Raw genomic sequence first — 14334 nt, 5'->3', positions numbered from 1 at the left:
ACCCCAGATACGCCCCGCTCCGAGCCGAAACAGGGGGACCTTGGGGACGTTGGGGGACCTTTTCCGGGCCCTAGCCGGGCTGGAGATGATGTCCACGGCACCGGCCCCGCGGGTGGCCATCGCCGCTCCGATGCCGAGTCCATCTTGAGCCTACTGACGAAGGCCGGCGTCCGGGTGACCGCCTCTGGGGGCAAGCTGCTGATCGAGGCCGATGGCACGTTTCCCGAAGCTCTCTTGGTGGCGGCGCGCCAGCACGAAGGGGAAATCCTTCGTCTGGTGATGTCTAGCCCCACCACCGACCCCGACGATCCGGCCAATGATCTTGAACCGTGAGCGAGACATGAGTGAGCCCGTGCGGGTCCCGACGCTCGACGATCTGGCCGATCAGCCGGAGATGGCGCGCACGCTCCCACGCGTCGTGCTCACCGACCTCGGGTTCCGGCTGCTCCGCGCCCAGGCGGCGGTCCAGACCGCGATGGCCGCGATGCCGGCGGAGCAGGCCTCGCCGACGGCGCAAGACGAGCCGCTCGAGGTCGAGGAGGCCGCTCGGCGCCTTGGCATCGCGCCAGCAACGCTCTATCGACAGGCGAGGAAGCGCTATCGGGGCCTCGTCGTCGAGACCGGCACCCGCAACCTCCGCTTCAGCGCGGCGGCGATCGAGGCCTACCGTCAGCGGGCGGCGCAACGGGCTTGACATGGCTTCCACTAATACGCTTTCATGCGTATCTACACTACCGAAGGAGGAGGCCATGAATGAAGCCGTTGAGCAAGGTGGATCTCGTGGAGCTGCTACGGCAACGGGCGAAGAGGGCGGGCTCACAGCAGGCCCTCGCCGAGACGCTGGGCGTAACGCCGGCGTATCTCTCGGACGTGCTGGCGGGGCGGAGAGAACCGGGGCCGAAGATCCTCGAGGCGCTCAGGCTCCGGCGCCAAGTCGTGTACGTGCGGCGGGGCGGAGGATGAGGGGCTTCGGCCGCGCGTACCAGCGGGCGAACGGCACCTGGGCGATCGCCTACTACGTCCACGGGCAGGAAGTCAGAGAATCGGTCGCCAAGCTCGTCGGGAAGCCGCCGCGGCAGGTCCTACCACGCGACGCCGAGCGGGCGCTCAGACAGCGGCTCGCCGAGGTCCAGCGCGGCACGTTCATTGAACCGACGGCGGCGAAGGCGACCGTGGACGAGATCCTCGACGCCTACCTCGCGCACTGCCGTCTCAAGGGCAGCAAGGCGGCGGGCGACATTCAGAGCGTGGTGAACCATCTCCGCCGGGCCTTCGGCTCCGACCGCGTGCTCGCGGTCACCGCCGCACGCCTCGAGGCGTGGGCGGCTGAGCAGCTCAGCACGGGGCGGGCACGGGGGACGGTGCAGCTCCGCCTCAGCTATCTCCGAGCCGCCTTGAACCTCGCTCGCCGCCAGGGGCGCCTGACAAGCGTGCCGCCGTTCCCAGCGATCGAGGTCCAGAATGCCCGCCAAGGCTTCCTCGAGCGAGTCGAGATCGAGCGGCTCCTGCGGCATCTGGACGCGGACCACGGGGATGTGGTGACTTTCGCCTACCTCACGGGATGGCGGCGGAGCGAGAGCCTGTCGCTGGCGTGGCCCGCGGTCGACCGGGCGCGGGGAACGTTGCGCCTCGGCGACTCCAAGAACGGCGAGGGGCGCCTGCTCCCGCTCCGGCGCCAGGACGGCGCGCTCAACAACCTCGGCGCGCTCATCGAGCGCCGATGGCGGACGCGCGCACAGAACGATCGCCTCATCCCCTGGGTCTTCCATCGCGCGGGCCGACCGATCAGCCGACACACGCTGTGGGCGGCGTGGACGAAGGCGACGAGAGCGGCGGGGCTGGCCGGCAAGCTCTTCCACGACCTCCGGCGGACCGCGGCGCGGGATCTCATCGCCGCGGGCAACGACTACAAGACGGCGATGGACATCACCGGCCACAAGACGATGGCCGTGTTCCACCGCTACCAGATCGGCGACCTCCAGCTCGCGCAGCGCGGGCTCGACCGCCTGGAGGCCTATCGGCGGGCCCCGGGCGCCGTCGTCGCGCTCAGGGAACACGGACAAAACACGGACAAACACGAACGAGATGCCGCGCAAGTCGCTGGAAACGCGGGCCATATCACACGAGCGGATCGTAGTTGAAGTACTGTCCGGAGGTCTCCAGCGGAACCAGATGGTGCTTGAGCGTGCCCGGGAACATCTCCGCCAGCCGCTCGGGCGTCCAGCCCTGGTCGTGGTGCATGTTCCGGATCGGCCGCATATGGTTGAACAGCATGATCTCCTTGCCGCGCACGCCGAAGACCTGCCCCGAGATCTCCTTGGCGGCATCGCTCGCGAGGAAGACCGCCACCGGGGCGATGTGCTCCGGCCCCATCTTCTTGATCTTCTCGACACGCGCTTTCTGCGCCTCGGTCTCCGTCGGGATGGTCCCGATCATCCGCGTCCACGCGAAGGGCGAGATGCAGTTGGCCGTGACGTTGTAGCGGGCCATGTCGAGGGCCGTCACCTTGGTCAGCCCCACGATGCCGAGCTTGGCTGCGGCGTAGTTGGCCTGCCCGACGTTGCCCACGAGCCCCGAGGTGGAGGTCATGTTGACCAAGCGCCCCCACTTCTTCTCCTTCATGTGCGGGACGGCGGCCCGCGTCACGGCGAACGCGCCCTTGAGGTGCGTGTTGATGACGCCGTCCCACTCCTCCTCCGTCATGTTGAAGATCATGCGGTCCCGGAGGATGCCGGCATTGTTGACGACGATGTCGATGCCCCCGAACCGGTCGAGCGCGGTCTGGATGATGGCCTGGCCGCCCGCCATGGTCGACACCGAGTCGTAGTTGGCCGCGGCCTGGCCGCCCTTGGCCTTGATCTCCTTGACCACCTCGTCGGCCGGACCTTGCTCGCCGCCTTTGCCGTCGGCGCTCCCGCCGTAGTCGTTCACGACCACCTTGGCGCCGTACTGGGCCATGAGGATCGCGATCTCACGCCCGATCCCGCGGGCCGCACCCGTCACCACCGCGACCTTGTCCCTGAGCATCGGAGTCATCGCCATCTGAGCTCTCTCCTCCTTGGGAACGTCTTAGATAATGTCTTGGGGGAACGTGTCAATGATGCCTTGGGGGAACGTGTCAGATGATGCCCTGGGCGGCCAGCGCGTCCAGCTCGGCCGGCGCCAGGCCCGCTTCTCCTAGGATCTCGCGCGAGTGTTCGCCCAGGGCCGGCGCCCCCGTCCGTATCGTGCCCGGGGTCTTCTCGAGCTTGACCGCCGGGGCCATGGTCGTGAAGCGCCCGGCCCGCGGGTGCTCCTGCTCGACGATCATTCGGGTCGCCCGCACCGCCGGGTGCCGCACCAGCTGAGCGTAGTCGTTGATCGGCGCGCAGAGCACGTCGATAGGCTCGAGCGCCGCCATCCACTCCTCGATCGTTCGCTCGGCGATGGCGATCTCGAGCAGCGCCGTCAGCTCCTTGCGGTTCGCGAGCCGGTCCGCGCGTGTCGCGAAGCGCGGGTCGTCGGCGAGCGCGGGCCGGCCGGCCACATCGCAGAAGGGCCGCCACGTGGCGTCCTTCCAGACCGCCAGGAAGATCCACCCGTCGCGCGCGCGGAAGGCCTGGTACGGTACGAGGTTCGGATGTCCGCTGCCGTAGCGGGGAATCGCCACCCCCGTTTCGTGGAAGACCGACAGCCTTGCTAAGTGCGAGAGCAGGACCCCGTCGAGCAGCGAGACGTCCACCCGCTGTCCCTCGCCCGTTCGCCCCCGGGCGATCAACGCCGTGAGGATGCCCTGCACCGCCAGCAGGCCTCCGATCGTGTCCACCACCGGAGCCCCGACGAGCGCCGGGCCGCCGTCCGCCTCGCCCGTCACCGCCATGAGCCCGCCGACCGCCTGGGCCAGCGCGTCGAGACCCGGCTTGCTGCGCCACGGCCCCTCGGGCCCGAAGGCAGACACGGAGCAATAGATGAGCCGCGGGTTCATCGGCCGGAGCGTGGCGTAGTCGATGCCGAGCTTCTCCGCCACCCCGTTGCGGTAGCCCTCGAGGACGACGTCCGCCGTCTTGACTACCCGGTAGAAGGCCTCGCGCCCCAGGGGCGTCCCCAGGTCGAGACAGAGGGCGCGCTTGTTGCGGTTCACCGTGAGATGCAGGATGCCTTCACCCGCCCGCGCGATCCCGTACACTGTCCTGGAGGCATCAGGTGACTCGCGCGACTCGACCTTGATGACGTCAGCGCCCATGTCCGCGAGGTACATGCCGCAGGTCGGGCCGGCGATCAGGTGAGCCAGCTCGAGGACGCGCACGCCCTCGAGCGCTTGGACGGGCGGGTCAGTCATGGCCGCCACAACCTACCACAGGCCCACGGCCCCGGCACGCCAACCGCAACGCAAAAAACCTTCGGCCGCGGCCTCCTACCCGCGGTCCTTCCGCGATCTAAGCGCCTCAGTGAACTCGGCGCCCAGAATGAACACGATGCCTGAGTAGTAGGCAAACATGCCCAGACCCACGAGCGCTCCCAGCGGGCCATAGATTCGGTCGTAGATGCCTACTCGCAGGATGTACCAGCGGAACCCTTGCTTCGCCGCCTCCCACAGGACCGCGGCCAGCAGCGCCCCCGCCAGCGCCGCGCCCGCCGATACCCTCTGGTGAGGGAAGTAGCGGTACATGATGAAGAACAGCATGGTGCTGAAGCCCAGCGCGAGCGCCATGAAGAGCGAGCGGATCCATTCGGACGGCATCTGCGCCGGCGCGATCAGCAGGAGCCGGATCCATCCGAAGAGATCGAAGACGACGATGCTTCCCAGGAACAGCACGCCCATCATGAAGAGGAGCACCAGGTCCTTCCCGATCTCGCGCAGGAGCCCCGGCCCCCGGCTGAAGCCGAAGATGTCGTTGAGCACGAGCCGCAGCGATGCGAAGAGCTGGCTCGCGAAGAGCAGGAGGACGGCCGTGCCCAAGAGACCCGAGAGGCTTCGCCGCCGGATGATCTCCGTAAGGGACGTGTGCAGCTCGTCCCTGTAGACCGGGATCAGCTCGGACAGCTGCTTGAGCACCATCTCCGACGCGGCCTTGCGGCTGAGGACGAAGCCCGCCAGCGAGACGATGAAGAAGAGGATGGGCACGAGACACGTCAGGAAGCTGAACGCGAGCCCCGCGGCGTGGAAGAATCCCCGGTGCGCACGGAAGCTCGCGATGGCGGTGCGCAGCGTCCTCATGACATCGACTACACCACGCTCTTGATCAACCCGCCGTCCACCTGCACGACGCATCCCGTGACGTACGAGGCTCGCTCGGAGCCGAGGAACACGACCATGTTGGCGAACTCCTCGGGAGTGCCGATCCGCCCCATCGGGATGTCCGGCGTCGAGCGCGTGGCGAGCCACTCCTCCAGGCTTTTCCCGGCGCGCGCGGCCAGGTCTTTCTGATGCCCGATGAAGCGGTCCGTCCGTATGCGCCCCGGCAGGACCATGTTGACCGTGATGCCGTCCTTCGCGAGCTCGTTGGCGAGCGTCTTGAACATCCCCGCAATCCCGGGCCGAATGCCGTTCGAGAGGATCAGGCCATCGACCGGCTGCTTGACCGAACTCGACTGGATGGCGAGGATTCGCCCCCACTTCTTTTTCTTCATGTCGGGTAGGACCAGCCGGATGAAGCGGACCGTCGAGAGGTGCACCTGCTCGAATGCGGCCTTCCACTGCTCGTCACTCAGCTGGTCGAACGGCCCGGGCGGCGGCCCGCCCACGTTGGCCACCAGCACGTCCACCCCGCCCCACGTCTCCCGCGCCTTGGCCACGACGCGCTCGATGTCCTCTGGCCGGCTGGCGTCCGCCGGGACCGCGATCACCTCCGCGCCCGTCTGCTTGCGCACGTCCTCGGCTGCCGCCTTGAGGTCGGCCTCGCCGCGCGCGCACATGGCCACGCGCGCGCCTTCAGCCCCGAAACCCATGGCCGAGGCCTTGCCCATACCCTTGCTCGCCGCCACCACGAGCGCCACCTTGCCTTTCAATCCCAGGTCCACTGTTCCCTCCGGTCAGGAGATCTGCTTGTAGAAGTCCGCACGGTCGCCGCCGGTCACGTCGAGCCGCTTGAGCTCGTTATCGCGCATCACCTCGAGCGCGATCCGCTCTCCCGGCCCTCGCCGCCAGAGGGACAGGTACAGGTCCTTCCGCGTCGGCACCTGGTGGGCGTCGAGCGAGAGGATGACGTCGCCCTCGCGAATGCCCGAGCGCGCGCCGGGCCCATTGGGCACCAGCCCCGCCACCACCACGCCCTCGTCGAGCGGATGGGCGAAGACGCCCAGCCACGCCCGCTGCGGTCGGCTGACCGCGCGCCCGTGGCGCAGGTACTCCTCGCGATTCGCCAGGTAGCACTCGCCGGGGATGGCCAGCGACACGCGCATGATCTCGCCCAGGTTGAGCGAGACCACGCCGACCATCCGCCCTGTGATCGTGAACAGCGGGCCGCCGCCAAAGCCGGGATTCGCCGCGCTCGACACCAGGCTCCGATCGAGGAGATATTCCCAGTACGCCTCGAACTCGCCGAGGTAGGTCAAGAGCCCGCCCGACACACGCCGCTCCCTGGGACCCGTGGCACCGAGCGCGAAGACGGGCTCACCGCGGTCCAGGTCATCCGAGGACGCGACAGGCACCGCCGGCAGGTTCGTCCGCTTGACCTTTAACAAGGCAAGCCCGAGCTCGAAGTCCTGGGCCACGATCTCCGCCCGCTGGGAGCGCCCCTTGCCGAAGCTCACCTGGATGGTCTCGCCGCCCATGACCACGTAGTTGACGGTCAGGATGAGCCCCGAGGGGTCCACGATGATGCCGGTACCCATGCGCTCGTCGCCGAGTATCCGCGCGGAGGGATGGGCCGCAGGCACCTCGGCGTGGATGTGCACCACCGAGGCCAGGAGCCGCTTGACGAGCTCGACCGACGCGTCCATGAATCAGTCGCCCACGCTAGCACGCCGCGCCGTGAGAGAGCAACGGCAGACGCGGCGTCAGCGCGGCCGCGCGCCCTTGAGGACCCGCGCCAGGAAGGCCTCGACCTGCCGCTGGGCGTCGGCCGCCGCCTCGGGATCGTACGCGACGGTCACGCCGTAGCTGCCCCGCGTGAACGGCTGCTCGATGTCCTTGAGCACCTCCTTCCGCTGGCCGACCACGTCGAAGTAGTGGTAGGCGCCCTTGTACTCGACGAGCGTCACGTCGGCGCCGCGCGCCCTCACGTTCGCCGCCATCTCGCGGCAGTATTGGGGCGGCGTCCAGTCGTCTGAGCCGCCGATTAGAAGGAGCAGGGGTCTCACGACCAGCTCCTTGGCGTAGTCGCGGCATCCGCCCGGGTACATGGCGATGCCGGCGGCAAATCCCACCGGCGGCAGCGGGACCCCCCGCGCGCGGGCGCGCTCGAGGGTCGGCCCGTTGATGACCGACATGGCGTACTGTCCCCCCTGTGACCAGCCGAACGACGCGACCCGATCCGGAACAACGAACGGCCGGGACTGCAGATACCGCAAGGCGCCGATCGCATCGTCGAAGCGCGCGGTGTTGGGCATGGCGCCGGGGCTCGGGTCGTCCTTGCAGTCCGCCGGCTCCTTGCGCGGCCCAAAGCTGTCTACAACGAAGGCGACGTAGCCCCGGTCGGCAAGCCAGCGCGCCCAGGCGTAGACCTGCGGGGAGACGCCGTGGCAGCCGTGAAGAAGGACGAGCGCGGGAAAAGGCCCGGACCCGCCCGGCTTGACGAGACGCCCCTCGACGCGCTCCGGCGTCTTCGGGGTCGCGTTCTCGAAGGAGATGGACCCGGCGCAGCCGCCGGCGACGGCGGCGCACAAAAGGACTCCGACGAGGGATCCTCGCGTCATGCGCGGGAGTATATCGCAACCGTCACGCGGTCCGCCTCGTGACCGCCCCTTGCGGTACAATCACACCCGGTACAATCACTCCGGGAGGCGACCATGCCTGTGCACATCGTGGAATACGCTGATTACCTCTGACCGTGGTGCTACCCGGCGGCCGTGCGCCTCCGGAGACTTAAAGATGAGATGGGTGACGACCTCGTCATCCAGTGGAAGGCCTTTCCGCTTCGCCCGGAGCCCGACCCGTCGGTCGTGTTCAAGGGCACGTACCGGGAAGAGGGGTGGCGCCGCTGCGGCGCCATGGCGGCGAGCGACGGCATCACGTACACGCCGTGGCCCCGCGATGACTACCCGAACTGGTCCCTGCCGGCGCTGGAGGCGGCCAAGTGCGTGGAGCTCCAGGGTGCTCAGGCGTTCGACCGTCTCCACCTGCTCCTCTACGCGGCCTTCTTCGGCCGGAGCATCAATATCGCCAAGCCGGACGAGCTGGTGGGTGTCGTCAAGGAAGCCGGCGCGGACATGACGCGCTTTCTCCGTGACTTGGAGAGCGGCGCGGCACGCGACGCCGTGACGCGTGACTACGAGGAAGCGGTGACCCGTGACCGGGTGCGCGCGATCCCGACCATCATCGTGGAGGGCGGCAGGCGGCTGACCGGCCTCGTGGACCTGCCCACCTACCGCAAGGCGATCGAAGACGCCTAGCGGGCGCGACATGGCCGAGCGCGAGTGGGCGGGGGAGGCGCGCGAGCACTTCGAGCGCGGCTACGAGGAGCAGATGGCCGGCCGGATCGACGCGGCGATCGAGTGCTACCACCGTTCGATCGCGATACAGCCGACCGCCGAAGCCCACACCTTCCTCGGCTGGGCGCTTTCCCACCAAGGCCGGCACGAGGACGCCATCGCGGAGTGCCGGACCGCCATCGCCGTGGACCCGACGTTCGGCAACCCGTACAACGACATCGGCGCGTACTTGATCGAGCTCGGCCGTGAAGACGAAGCGATGCCGTGGCTCGAGCGCGCCAAGGTCGCGCCGCGCTACGAGCCCCGGCACTTTCCCTACTTCAACCTCGCGCGCATCTATGTGCGCCGGCACAAGGTCCATGAAGCCATTCGCGAGCTCCAGGGCGCCATCGCCATCGAGCCGCGCTACACGGCGGCGCGCAGGGAGCTCCATCGCCTCATTGGTCTCCTGAATTGACGGGGGTCTCCTGAATTGACGCGCCTGCCCCTGCCCTTCTACGACAACCGCCTGCTCTTCGGTCGCGCAGGCACCTCCGGGCAGGTCGCCTTCGAGGCCGGCGAGGAGGCCGTGCGGATCTGGTCGCGCGACGGTGTCGCGCGCGTCACCGAGGAGCCCTTCCGGCCCTTCCTGCTCCTCGCGGACCCAAACTTGCTGACGGGCTTCAAAGGGGATGCGACCATCGTGCCCCTCGACGGCGATGCGGCGTACCGCTGGCTGGCCGAGTTCCCCGCCTGGAGCCACTGCCTCAAGGCGCGCGACCACGCCCAGCGCGTCTCCGGTCGCACCGCGGGAGTCCCGGACGCGCCCTATCTATTCCTCTCGGACCCCGTCCACCAGTTCCTGCTCCGCACGGGCCGGACGTCCTTCCTCGGGATGGCCTTCGAGGACGTGCACCGCATGGCCGTGGACATCGAAGTCACGACGGCGCCCGGCTTCGAGTTCCCCAACGCCGCCCGCGAGTCCGACCGCATCATTGCCATCGCGATCGCCGATTCGGCGGGCTTCACCACGGTGCTCTCCGGCGCCCTGATGAGCGAGGCCGAGCTGCTGGCGGAGTGCGGACGCCTGATCCGGGAGCGCGACCCCGACGTGCTCGAGGGCCACAACATCTTCCGCTTCGACCTCGAGTACATCGAGGCGCGCGCCCGGCGGCACAAGGTGCCGCTCGCCTGGGGGCGCGACGGCTCGGCGCTGACCGGCCGGCCTTCTCGCATGCAGGTGGCCGAGCGCACCATCGCCTACCGTCGCTACGCGGTCGCCGGCCGTCACATCGTGGACACGTGGATCCTCGTCCAGCTCTATGACATCGCCGCCCGCGACCTCGAGTCCTACGGCCTCAAGGACGTCGCGCGCCACTTCGGCATCGCGGCGCCGGAGCGCACGTACCTGCCGCCCGAAGACATCCCCCGCATCTTCCGGGAAGAACCCGAACGGCTCATGGCCTACGCGCGCGACGACGTGGTCGAGACGCTGGCGCTCTCGGGGCTGCTCTCGCCGCCGTACTTCGTCCAGGCCCAGGCGCTGCCGCTGTCCTACGAATCAGTGGTGCTCCGAGGCAACGCGACCAAGATCGACGGGCTCCTGATGCGCGAGTACCTGCACCAGCGTCGCGCCGTGCCCGCGCCGGCGGCGGGCAAGGCCGTGGCCGGAGGCTACACGACGGTGCTTCTCACGGGCGTGGCCCGGCCGGTGCTCCACGCCGACGTCACTTCGCTCTACCCGTCGCTCATGCTGACGCGGAAGATCGCGCCCGCCCGCGACACTCTGGGCGTCTTCCCGAAGCTGCTCGGCGATCTCCGCGAGTTCCGGCTGGCGGCCAAGCGGCTCGCGCGCGAGGCGCCGGCCGAGGCCGACCGAACGCTCCTCGGCGCCCTCCAGCAGACCTTCAAGATCCTGATCAACTCCTTCTACGGCTATCTCGCCTTCTCGCAGGGGCACTGGAACGACTACGACGCCGCCAACCGCGTCACCGGGGAAGGGCGCGCGCTGGTCATGTCGCTCGTGGAGCGTCTCGGCGAATTGGGCGCGTCGGTCATAGAGGTGGACACCGACGGCCTCTACTTCGTCCCGCCTGCCGGGAGGGACGAGGAGACCCTCATCGCCGAGCTCGAGCGCGTGCTGCCGCCCGGCATCCAGCTCGAGCTCGGGGGCCGCTACGAGGCCATGCTCTCCTACAAGATGAAGAACTACGTCCTGCTCGACCACCGCGGCAAGCTCCTGGTCAAGGGCTCGGGGCTGCGCTCACGCGGCATCGAGCTCTTCCAACGCCTGTGGCTGGAGGAGATGTTCCGGCTGCTGCTGACGGGGCGACGCGATGAGATCCCCGCCCTCGTCAAGCGCTGGCAGGAGGACTTTGAGGCCCACCGCGTGCCGGTCAAGCAGTTCATGAAAACGGAGACGCTCCAGGAGTCACCCGCCGGCTACCAGGACAAGCTCCGCGACAGAAAGCGCAACGTCTCGGCCGCCTACGAGCTGGCGCTTCGCTCGGAGCGGCCGTACCAGGCGGGCGACCAGGTTTCCTATTACGTCGCCGGCGAGGGAAAGCGCGTGAAAGTCAACGAGGCGGCCAAGCTCGCCGCCGAATGGAATCCCGCGGCTCCGGACGAGAACACCGCCTACTACCTCGCCAAGCTCGACGATCTCTACGAGAAATTCCGCCCGCTCATCGAGCAGGATGGCCTCGCCCCCGCGGGCGAGGGCCTACCCGAGGGCCCGGCCCAGCTACCACTCGAGTAGCAGCTGACGCGGCCGGGCGGGTCGCTCGGCGGCGATCCGGTCCGCCCGGCTCCGTCCCGGGAAGCCCGCCTCGAGGGCCACGCGCGCCGCCATCCCCTCCACGCGCTCACGGTAGCTGGCCTCCGCCGTGGCCCCGCCCGCGTACAGCGCGCGGTACCGCGGCAGGAGCCGGGGAAACTCGCGAGCGATGAAGTCGAGGAAGAACCCGTGGGTCTCGCCGCGGAGGAAGAGGACGTTCCAAATGGCCTCTCGCGCTCCGGCGGTGCGCGCCGCGGCGAAGAGCGCCCGCAGCGCGACCGCGCGGTCGGTCAGGAACGGCAGCACCGGCATGGCAAAGAGTCGGGCCGGGACGCCTGCCGCCGTCAGCGCCGCCATGGCCCCGAGACGGAGATCGGGACGCGGGGCGCGGGGTTCGATGCGACGGAGGAGGGCCGCGTCGAGCGAGGTGAGCGAGATATTGACCACGAGCTCTCCCGCCGCCGCGATCCGCCGGAGCAGGTCCATGTCGCGCGTGATGGCCGGAGACTTCGTGGTGATGCCGACCCGCAGGCCGGGCACCCGCTCGACGCTTTCGAGCACCCGCCGCGTGACCCCGAAGCGCGATTCGGCCGGCTGGTAGGGGTCCGTTGCCGCTCCTATGGCTACTTCCTCGCCGCTCTCCCGCGCGCGCTTCAAGCGCGAGCGGAGCTTCGCCTCGTCGGCCTGCTTCACGTAGATCCGCGTCTCGAACTCGGCAGGGTCGGTGTGACCCAGATAGCCGTGCGTCGGCCTGGCATAGCAGTATCGACAGCCGAACTCGCAGCCGCGGAAAGGGTTGACTGTCCAACCAAAGGGCAGCCGCGGATTGCTCAAACGGTTTACGAGCTCCGAGCTCTCAAGCGGCCGGAATTCCACGGCGCGCCGCTCGTCGATGACGGGGCCGATCCGCTTGATGAACCCCGGCGCGGGTACTCCGGGCTTGTTCACGACATCACCATATGATTAGCATAAGATCCCTTGAAAAAGGCCCCAGGACTCTCGCCCCGGGGCCTGGTCTTCGTTACCGGCGCCAGTTTCCCCCGCCGCCTCCCGGCCCAGCGCCGCGCGGCCCGCCACCGCCGCCGCCGCGCGGGCCGCCGCCACCAGCCCCACGCTGGGGCTGGGGCCGCGCCTCGTCCACGACGAGGTTGCGATCGCGGAAGAGCCGGCCGTTGAGCATCTCGACCGCCTTGGCGGCTTCCTCCTTGGTCGCCATCTCGACGAACCCGAAGCCTCGCGGACGCCCCGTGAACTGATCGGTGACGATGCGCACCGATTCGACCGTGCCGGCCTGCTGGAAGAGCTCCCGGAGGTCCTCTTCCGTGGCCTGGAAGGAGAGGTTCCCGACAAACAGCTTTGCGGGCATCGCTGGCCTCCTGCCGCGATCAGGACCGAAGGGGCACTCTCCCCGGCTCACCGGCGGCGCATGGGGATCGCTCCCCGTAAAACGCGTCCGCAACCATGGGCCGACGACCCAAGCCCATTTTACGTGGGCATACCCTACTGACGCGCCTACCGGGTGTCAAGAACAAGTTCGCATAGTTGAACAGGTGAATGTTCTTAGTTTCACGAGGCCTTTCCCGGTTGGATCGCGCAAATCCGGCTGGATTGGACGCCTTCGGCCTAGAGGTAGACCCCCCGGCTCATCCCGCCGTCGACCGTGATGGCGATGCCCGTGAGGAAGGACGCGCGGTCCGAGGCCAGGAAGCACACCAGGTCCGCGACCTCTTCGGGCAGCGCGATGCGCCCGAGCGGGAAGTTCCGGTTCTGCTCCTTCACGAAGGTCTCGAGGTCCTTGCCGGCGGCGGCGGCCTGCTGGCGCTGGAGGCTGTCCCAGCGATCCGTTTTGACGGGGCCCGGCGAAACCGCCGTCACGAGGATGTTGGACGGCGCGCCGAGATCGGCAAGGGCCTTGGTGAAGTTGATGAGCGCGGCGTTGGCGGCGCCGCCCATCATGTAGGTCGTCGCGGGGTTGCGCGCCGCCATGCCGACCACGTTGACGATGCGTCCCCCGCCCTGCGTCCGCATCTGCGGAAGGACCGTCCGCGCCATGCGGATATAGCCCAGGAGCTTGAGACTCCATCCCGTGATCCATTCGGCGTCAGGAATGGCGAGGAAATCACCGCCCTTGATCGCGCCCGCATTGTTGACGAGGACGTCGAGCCGTCCGAGACGCTGGATGGCCGCCGCGGCGGCGCTCTCGACGCCTTCGAGCCGGCTCAGATCGGCGGCGACGATTTCGACGGCCTGCCCGGTCTCGCGCCGGATGGCGCCGGCGGCCTCCTCGAGAGCGGGCGCGCTCCGCGAGCAGATCATGACGCGGGCGCCCTCAGCCGCCATCGCGCGCGCCGTCGCGCGGCCTATGCCCTTGCTGCCTCCGGTGACGAGAACGGTCTTGCCCTTGAGGCCGAGTTCCATGGCTATTCGATCGCCTCCGCTGTCTTGCTAGTGATGGGTCGCATAGCGCTCGATCATCTCTTCCCAGGTGGCCGCGGCGAGCCCCTCGGCCCACTGCCGACCCTCAGGATCATTGCCGAAGTACTCGGCCATGTAGACCAGCGCCTCCGCCCTCGACTGGAAGAGACGCCAGACGTGGGCGGCCTTGCCGCCGGGCCGTCTCAGGTAGAACACGGGGTCCACCGGCGACTTGGGCTCGTACTGCGCCCGCTCCCCGAAGCGGTCCATCGTGACCCACGCCACCGCGATGCCGCGTGCGGACAGCGCGCGTGTCTGCAGCGATTCCTCCGCGGGCAGCGACTCGACATCACAGAGCCGCGGGCCGTAATACACGGGTACGGACGCGGGATCGAGCTCGAGCTTCGCCTGCAGCCGCTCGCCCGTCGCGTCCAGGAGCGTCTTTGCGCCCTCTCCCATCCAGAACTCGCCCTTCGTGTGCAGATCGGGCCAGGCCTCGACCAGGCGCCCCGCCGCCACGAGCGGCCGCCGCCTCGCGATCTCCCCACCGTCGGCGACCAAGTAGAGCCTCCCCATGGCTACCTCCGTGACCC

At 68.7% G+C, this 14334-nt stretch carries 16 protein-coding genes and 1 pseudogene; 7 read left to right on the top strand and 10 right to left on the bottom strand.

Annotated elements, in window-relative coordinates; genetic code table 11:
* Positions 1-144: 144 nt before the first annotated feature.
* From VGV06_05825 to VGV06_05810, 4 genes are read left to right on the top strand one after another with little or no spacing between them, the layout of a single operon-like run.
* Positions 145-333 carry a hypothetical protein gene (locus tag VGV06_05825; GenBank protein ID HEV2054678.1) on the top strand — a complete coding sequence of 63 codons (189 nt, stop codon included), beginning with the start codon at positions 145-147 and terminating at the stop codon, positions 331-333.
* Between the two features lie 7 nt (positions 334-340).
* Positions 341-694, top strand: a complete 354-nt coding sequence (locus tag VGV06_05820; GenBank protein ID HEV2054677.1) for a hypothetical protein — start codon at positions 341-343, stop codon at positions 692-694.
* 59 nt (positions 695-753) lie between these two features.
* Positions 754-963 carry a helix-turn-helix transcriptional regulator gene (locus VGV06_05815; GenBank protein HEV2054676.1) on the top strand — a complete coding sequence of 70 codons (210 nt, stop codon included), beginning with the start codon at positions 754-756 and terminating at the stop codon, positions 961-963.
* Positions 960-2141 (top strand): site-specific integrase, encoded by a 1182-nt coding sequence (locus VGV06_05810; protein ID HEV2054675.1) that lies wholly within the window; start codon positions 960-962, stop codon positions 2139-2141. Before VGV06_05815 ends, VGV06_05810 begins: the two co-directional genes overlap by 4 nt.
* Here VGV06_05810 and VGV06_05805 read toward each other — a convergent pair.
* From VGV06_05805 to VGV06_05780, 6 genes are all read right to left on the bottom strand, one after another.
* Positions 2119-3036, bottom strand: coding sequence for an SDR family NAD(P)-dependent oxidoreductase (locus VGV06_05805; protein HEV2054674.1), 918 nt, complete (start codon positions 3034-3036; stop codon positions 2119-2121). The genes VGV06_05810 and VGV06_05805 overlap by 23 nt on opposite strands.
* 82 nt (positions 3037-3118) lie before the next feature.
* Entirely contained in the window at positions 3119-4318 is a 1200-nt protein-coding gene (locus VGV06_05800) for a CoA transferase (GenBank protein HEV2054673.1), read from the bottom strand.
* A gap of 75 nt (positions 4319-4393) precedes the next feature.
* Positions 4394-5197 (bottom strand): YihY/virulence factor BrkB family protein, encoded by an 804-nt coding sequence (locus VGV06_05795; protein ID HEV2054672.1) that lies wholly within the window; start codon positions 5195-5197, stop codon positions 4394-4396.
* A gap of 8 nt (positions 5198-5205) precedes the next feature.
* The gene (locus VGV06_05790) at positions 5206-6000 is read right to left on the bottom strand and encodes an SDR family oxidoreductase (GenBank protein ID HEV2054671.1); all 795 of its coding nucleotides are present in this window, start codon (positions 5998-6000) and stop codon (positions 5206-5208) included.
* Between the two features lie 12 nt (positions 6001-6012).
* Positions 6013-6921: a S1C family serine protease gene (locus VGV06_05785; GenBank protein ID HEV2054670.1), complete on the bottom strand. Its 909-nt coding sequence runs from the start codon at positions 6919-6921 to the stop codon at positions 6013-6015.
* 57 nt (positions 6922-6978) lie between these two features.
* Complete coding sequence (locus VGV06_05780; protein ID HEV2054669.1) at positions 6979-7836, bottom strand: dienelactone hydrolase family protein; 858 nt, start codon at positions 7834-7836, stop codon at positions 6979-6981.
* A gap of 144 nt (positions 7837-7980) precedes the next feature.
* On the opposite strand from VGV06_05780, the pseudogene VGV06_05775 reads away from it, so the two are divergent.
* The 3 genes and pseudogenes from VGV06_05775 to VGV06_05765 all read left to right on the top strand — a co-directional run bounded on the left by VGV06_05775 (position 7981) and on the right by VGV06_05765 (position 11308).
* Positions 7981-8532: pseudogene (locus tag VGV06_05775) on the top strand (DsbA family protein).
* Between the two features lie 10 nt (positions 8533-8542).
* A complete protein-coding gene (locus VGV06_05770) occupies positions 8543-9028 on the top strand; it encodes a tetratricopeptide repeat protein (protein ID HEV2054668.1) in 486 nt (161 codons plus the stop codon).
* Between the two features lie 15 nt (positions 9029-9043).
* Positions 9044-11308, top strand: a complete 2265-nt coding sequence (locus VGV06_05765; protein HEV2054667.1) for a DNA polymerase domain-containing protein — start codon at positions 9044-9046, stop codon at positions 11306-11308.
* Here VGV06_05765 and VGV06_05760 read toward each other — a convergent pair.
* From VGV06_05760 to VGV06_05745, 4 genes are all read right to left on the bottom strand, one after another.
* Positions 11294-12274: a radical SAM protein gene (locus VGV06_05760; protein ID HEV2054666.1), complete on the bottom strand. Its 981-nt coding sequence runs from the start codon at positions 12272-12274 to the stop codon at positions 11294-11296. The two genes, VGV06_05765 and VGV06_05760, sit on opposite strands and share 15 nt — an antisense overlap.
* Positions 12275-12347: 73 nt before the next feature.
* Positions 12348-12692, bottom strand: coding sequence for an RNA-binding protein (locus VGV06_05755; protein ID HEV2054665.1), 345 nt, complete (start codon positions 12690-12692; stop codon positions 12348-12350).
* Positions 12693-12949: 257 nt separating this feature from the next.
* Entirely contained in the window at positions 12950-13744 is a 795-nt protein-coding gene (locus tag VGV06_05750) for a short-chain dehydrogenase/reductase (GenBank protein HEV2054664.1), read from the bottom strand.
* Between the two features lie 27 nt (positions 13745-13771).
* Positions 13772-14317 carry a hypothetical protein gene (locus VGV06_05745; protein HEV2054663.1) on the bottom strand — a complete coding sequence of 182 codons (546 nt, stop codon included), beginning with the start codon at positions 14315-14317 and terminating at the stop codon, positions 13772-13774.
* Positions 14318-14334 lie beyond the last annotated feature (17 nt).

It is taken from the genome of Candidatus Methylomirabilota bacterium (genome assembly GCA_035936835.1).
Taxonomy (GTDB): Bacteria; Methylomirabilota; Methylomirabilia; order Rokubacteriales; family CSP1-6; genus AR37.
Note: the sequence above shows the minus strand (reverse complement) of the source record. Positions and strands in the feature narration are given on the sequence as shown.

Excerpts from the sequence above, each read along its gene's own strand:
- VGV06_05820 (HEV2054677.1), top strand. The coding sequence starts at position 341 with ATGAGTGAGCCCGTGCGGGTCCCGACGCTCGACGATCTGGCCGATCAG.
- VGV06_05815 (HEV2054676.1), top strand. The coding sequence starts at position 754 with ATGAAGCCGTTGAGCAAGGTGGATCTCGTGGAGCTGCTACGGCAACGG.
- VGV06_05810 (HEV2054675.1), top strand. The coding sequence starts at position 960 with ATGAGGGGCTTCGGCCGCGCGTACCAGCGGGCGAACGGCACCTGGGCG.
- VGV06_05805 (HEV2054674.1), bottom strand. The coding sequence starts at position 3,036 with ATGACTCCGATGCTCAGGGACAAGGTCGCGGTGGTGACGGGTGCGGCC.
- VGV06_05800 (HEV2054673.1), bottom strand. The coding sequence starts at position 4,318 with ATGACTGACCCGCCCGTCCAAGCGCTCGAGGGCGTGCGCGTCCTCGAG.
- VGV06_05795 (HEV2054672.1), bottom strand. The coding sequence starts at position 5,197 with ATGAGGACGCTGCGCACCGCCATCGCGAGCTTCCGTGCGCACCGGGGA.
- VGV06_05785 (HEV2054670.1), bottom strand. The coding sequence starts at position 6,921 with ATGGACGCGTCGGTCGAGCTCGTCAAGCGGCTCCTGGCCTCGGTGGTG.
- VGV06_05780 (HEV2054669.1), bottom strand. The coding sequence starts at position 7,836 with ATGACGCGAGGATCCCTCGTCGGAGTCCTTTTGTGCGCCGCCGTCGCC.
- VGV06_05770 (HEV2054668.1), top strand. The coding sequence starts at position 8,543 with ATGGCCGAGCGCGAGTGGGCGGGGGAGGCGCGCGAGCACTTCGAGCGC.
- VGV06_05755 (HEV2054665.1), bottom strand. The coding sequence starts at position 12,692 with ATGCCCGCAAAGCTGTTTGTCGGGAACCTCTCCTTCCAGGCCACGGAA.
- VGV06_05750 (HEV2054664.1), bottom strand. The coding sequence starts at position 13,744 with ATGGAACTCGGCCTCAAGGGCAAGACCGTTCTCGTCACCGGAGGCAGC.
- VGV06_05745 (HEV2054663.1), bottom strand. The coding sequence starts at position 14,317 with ATGGGGAGGCTCTACTTGGTCGCCGACGGTGGGGAGATCGCGAGGCGG.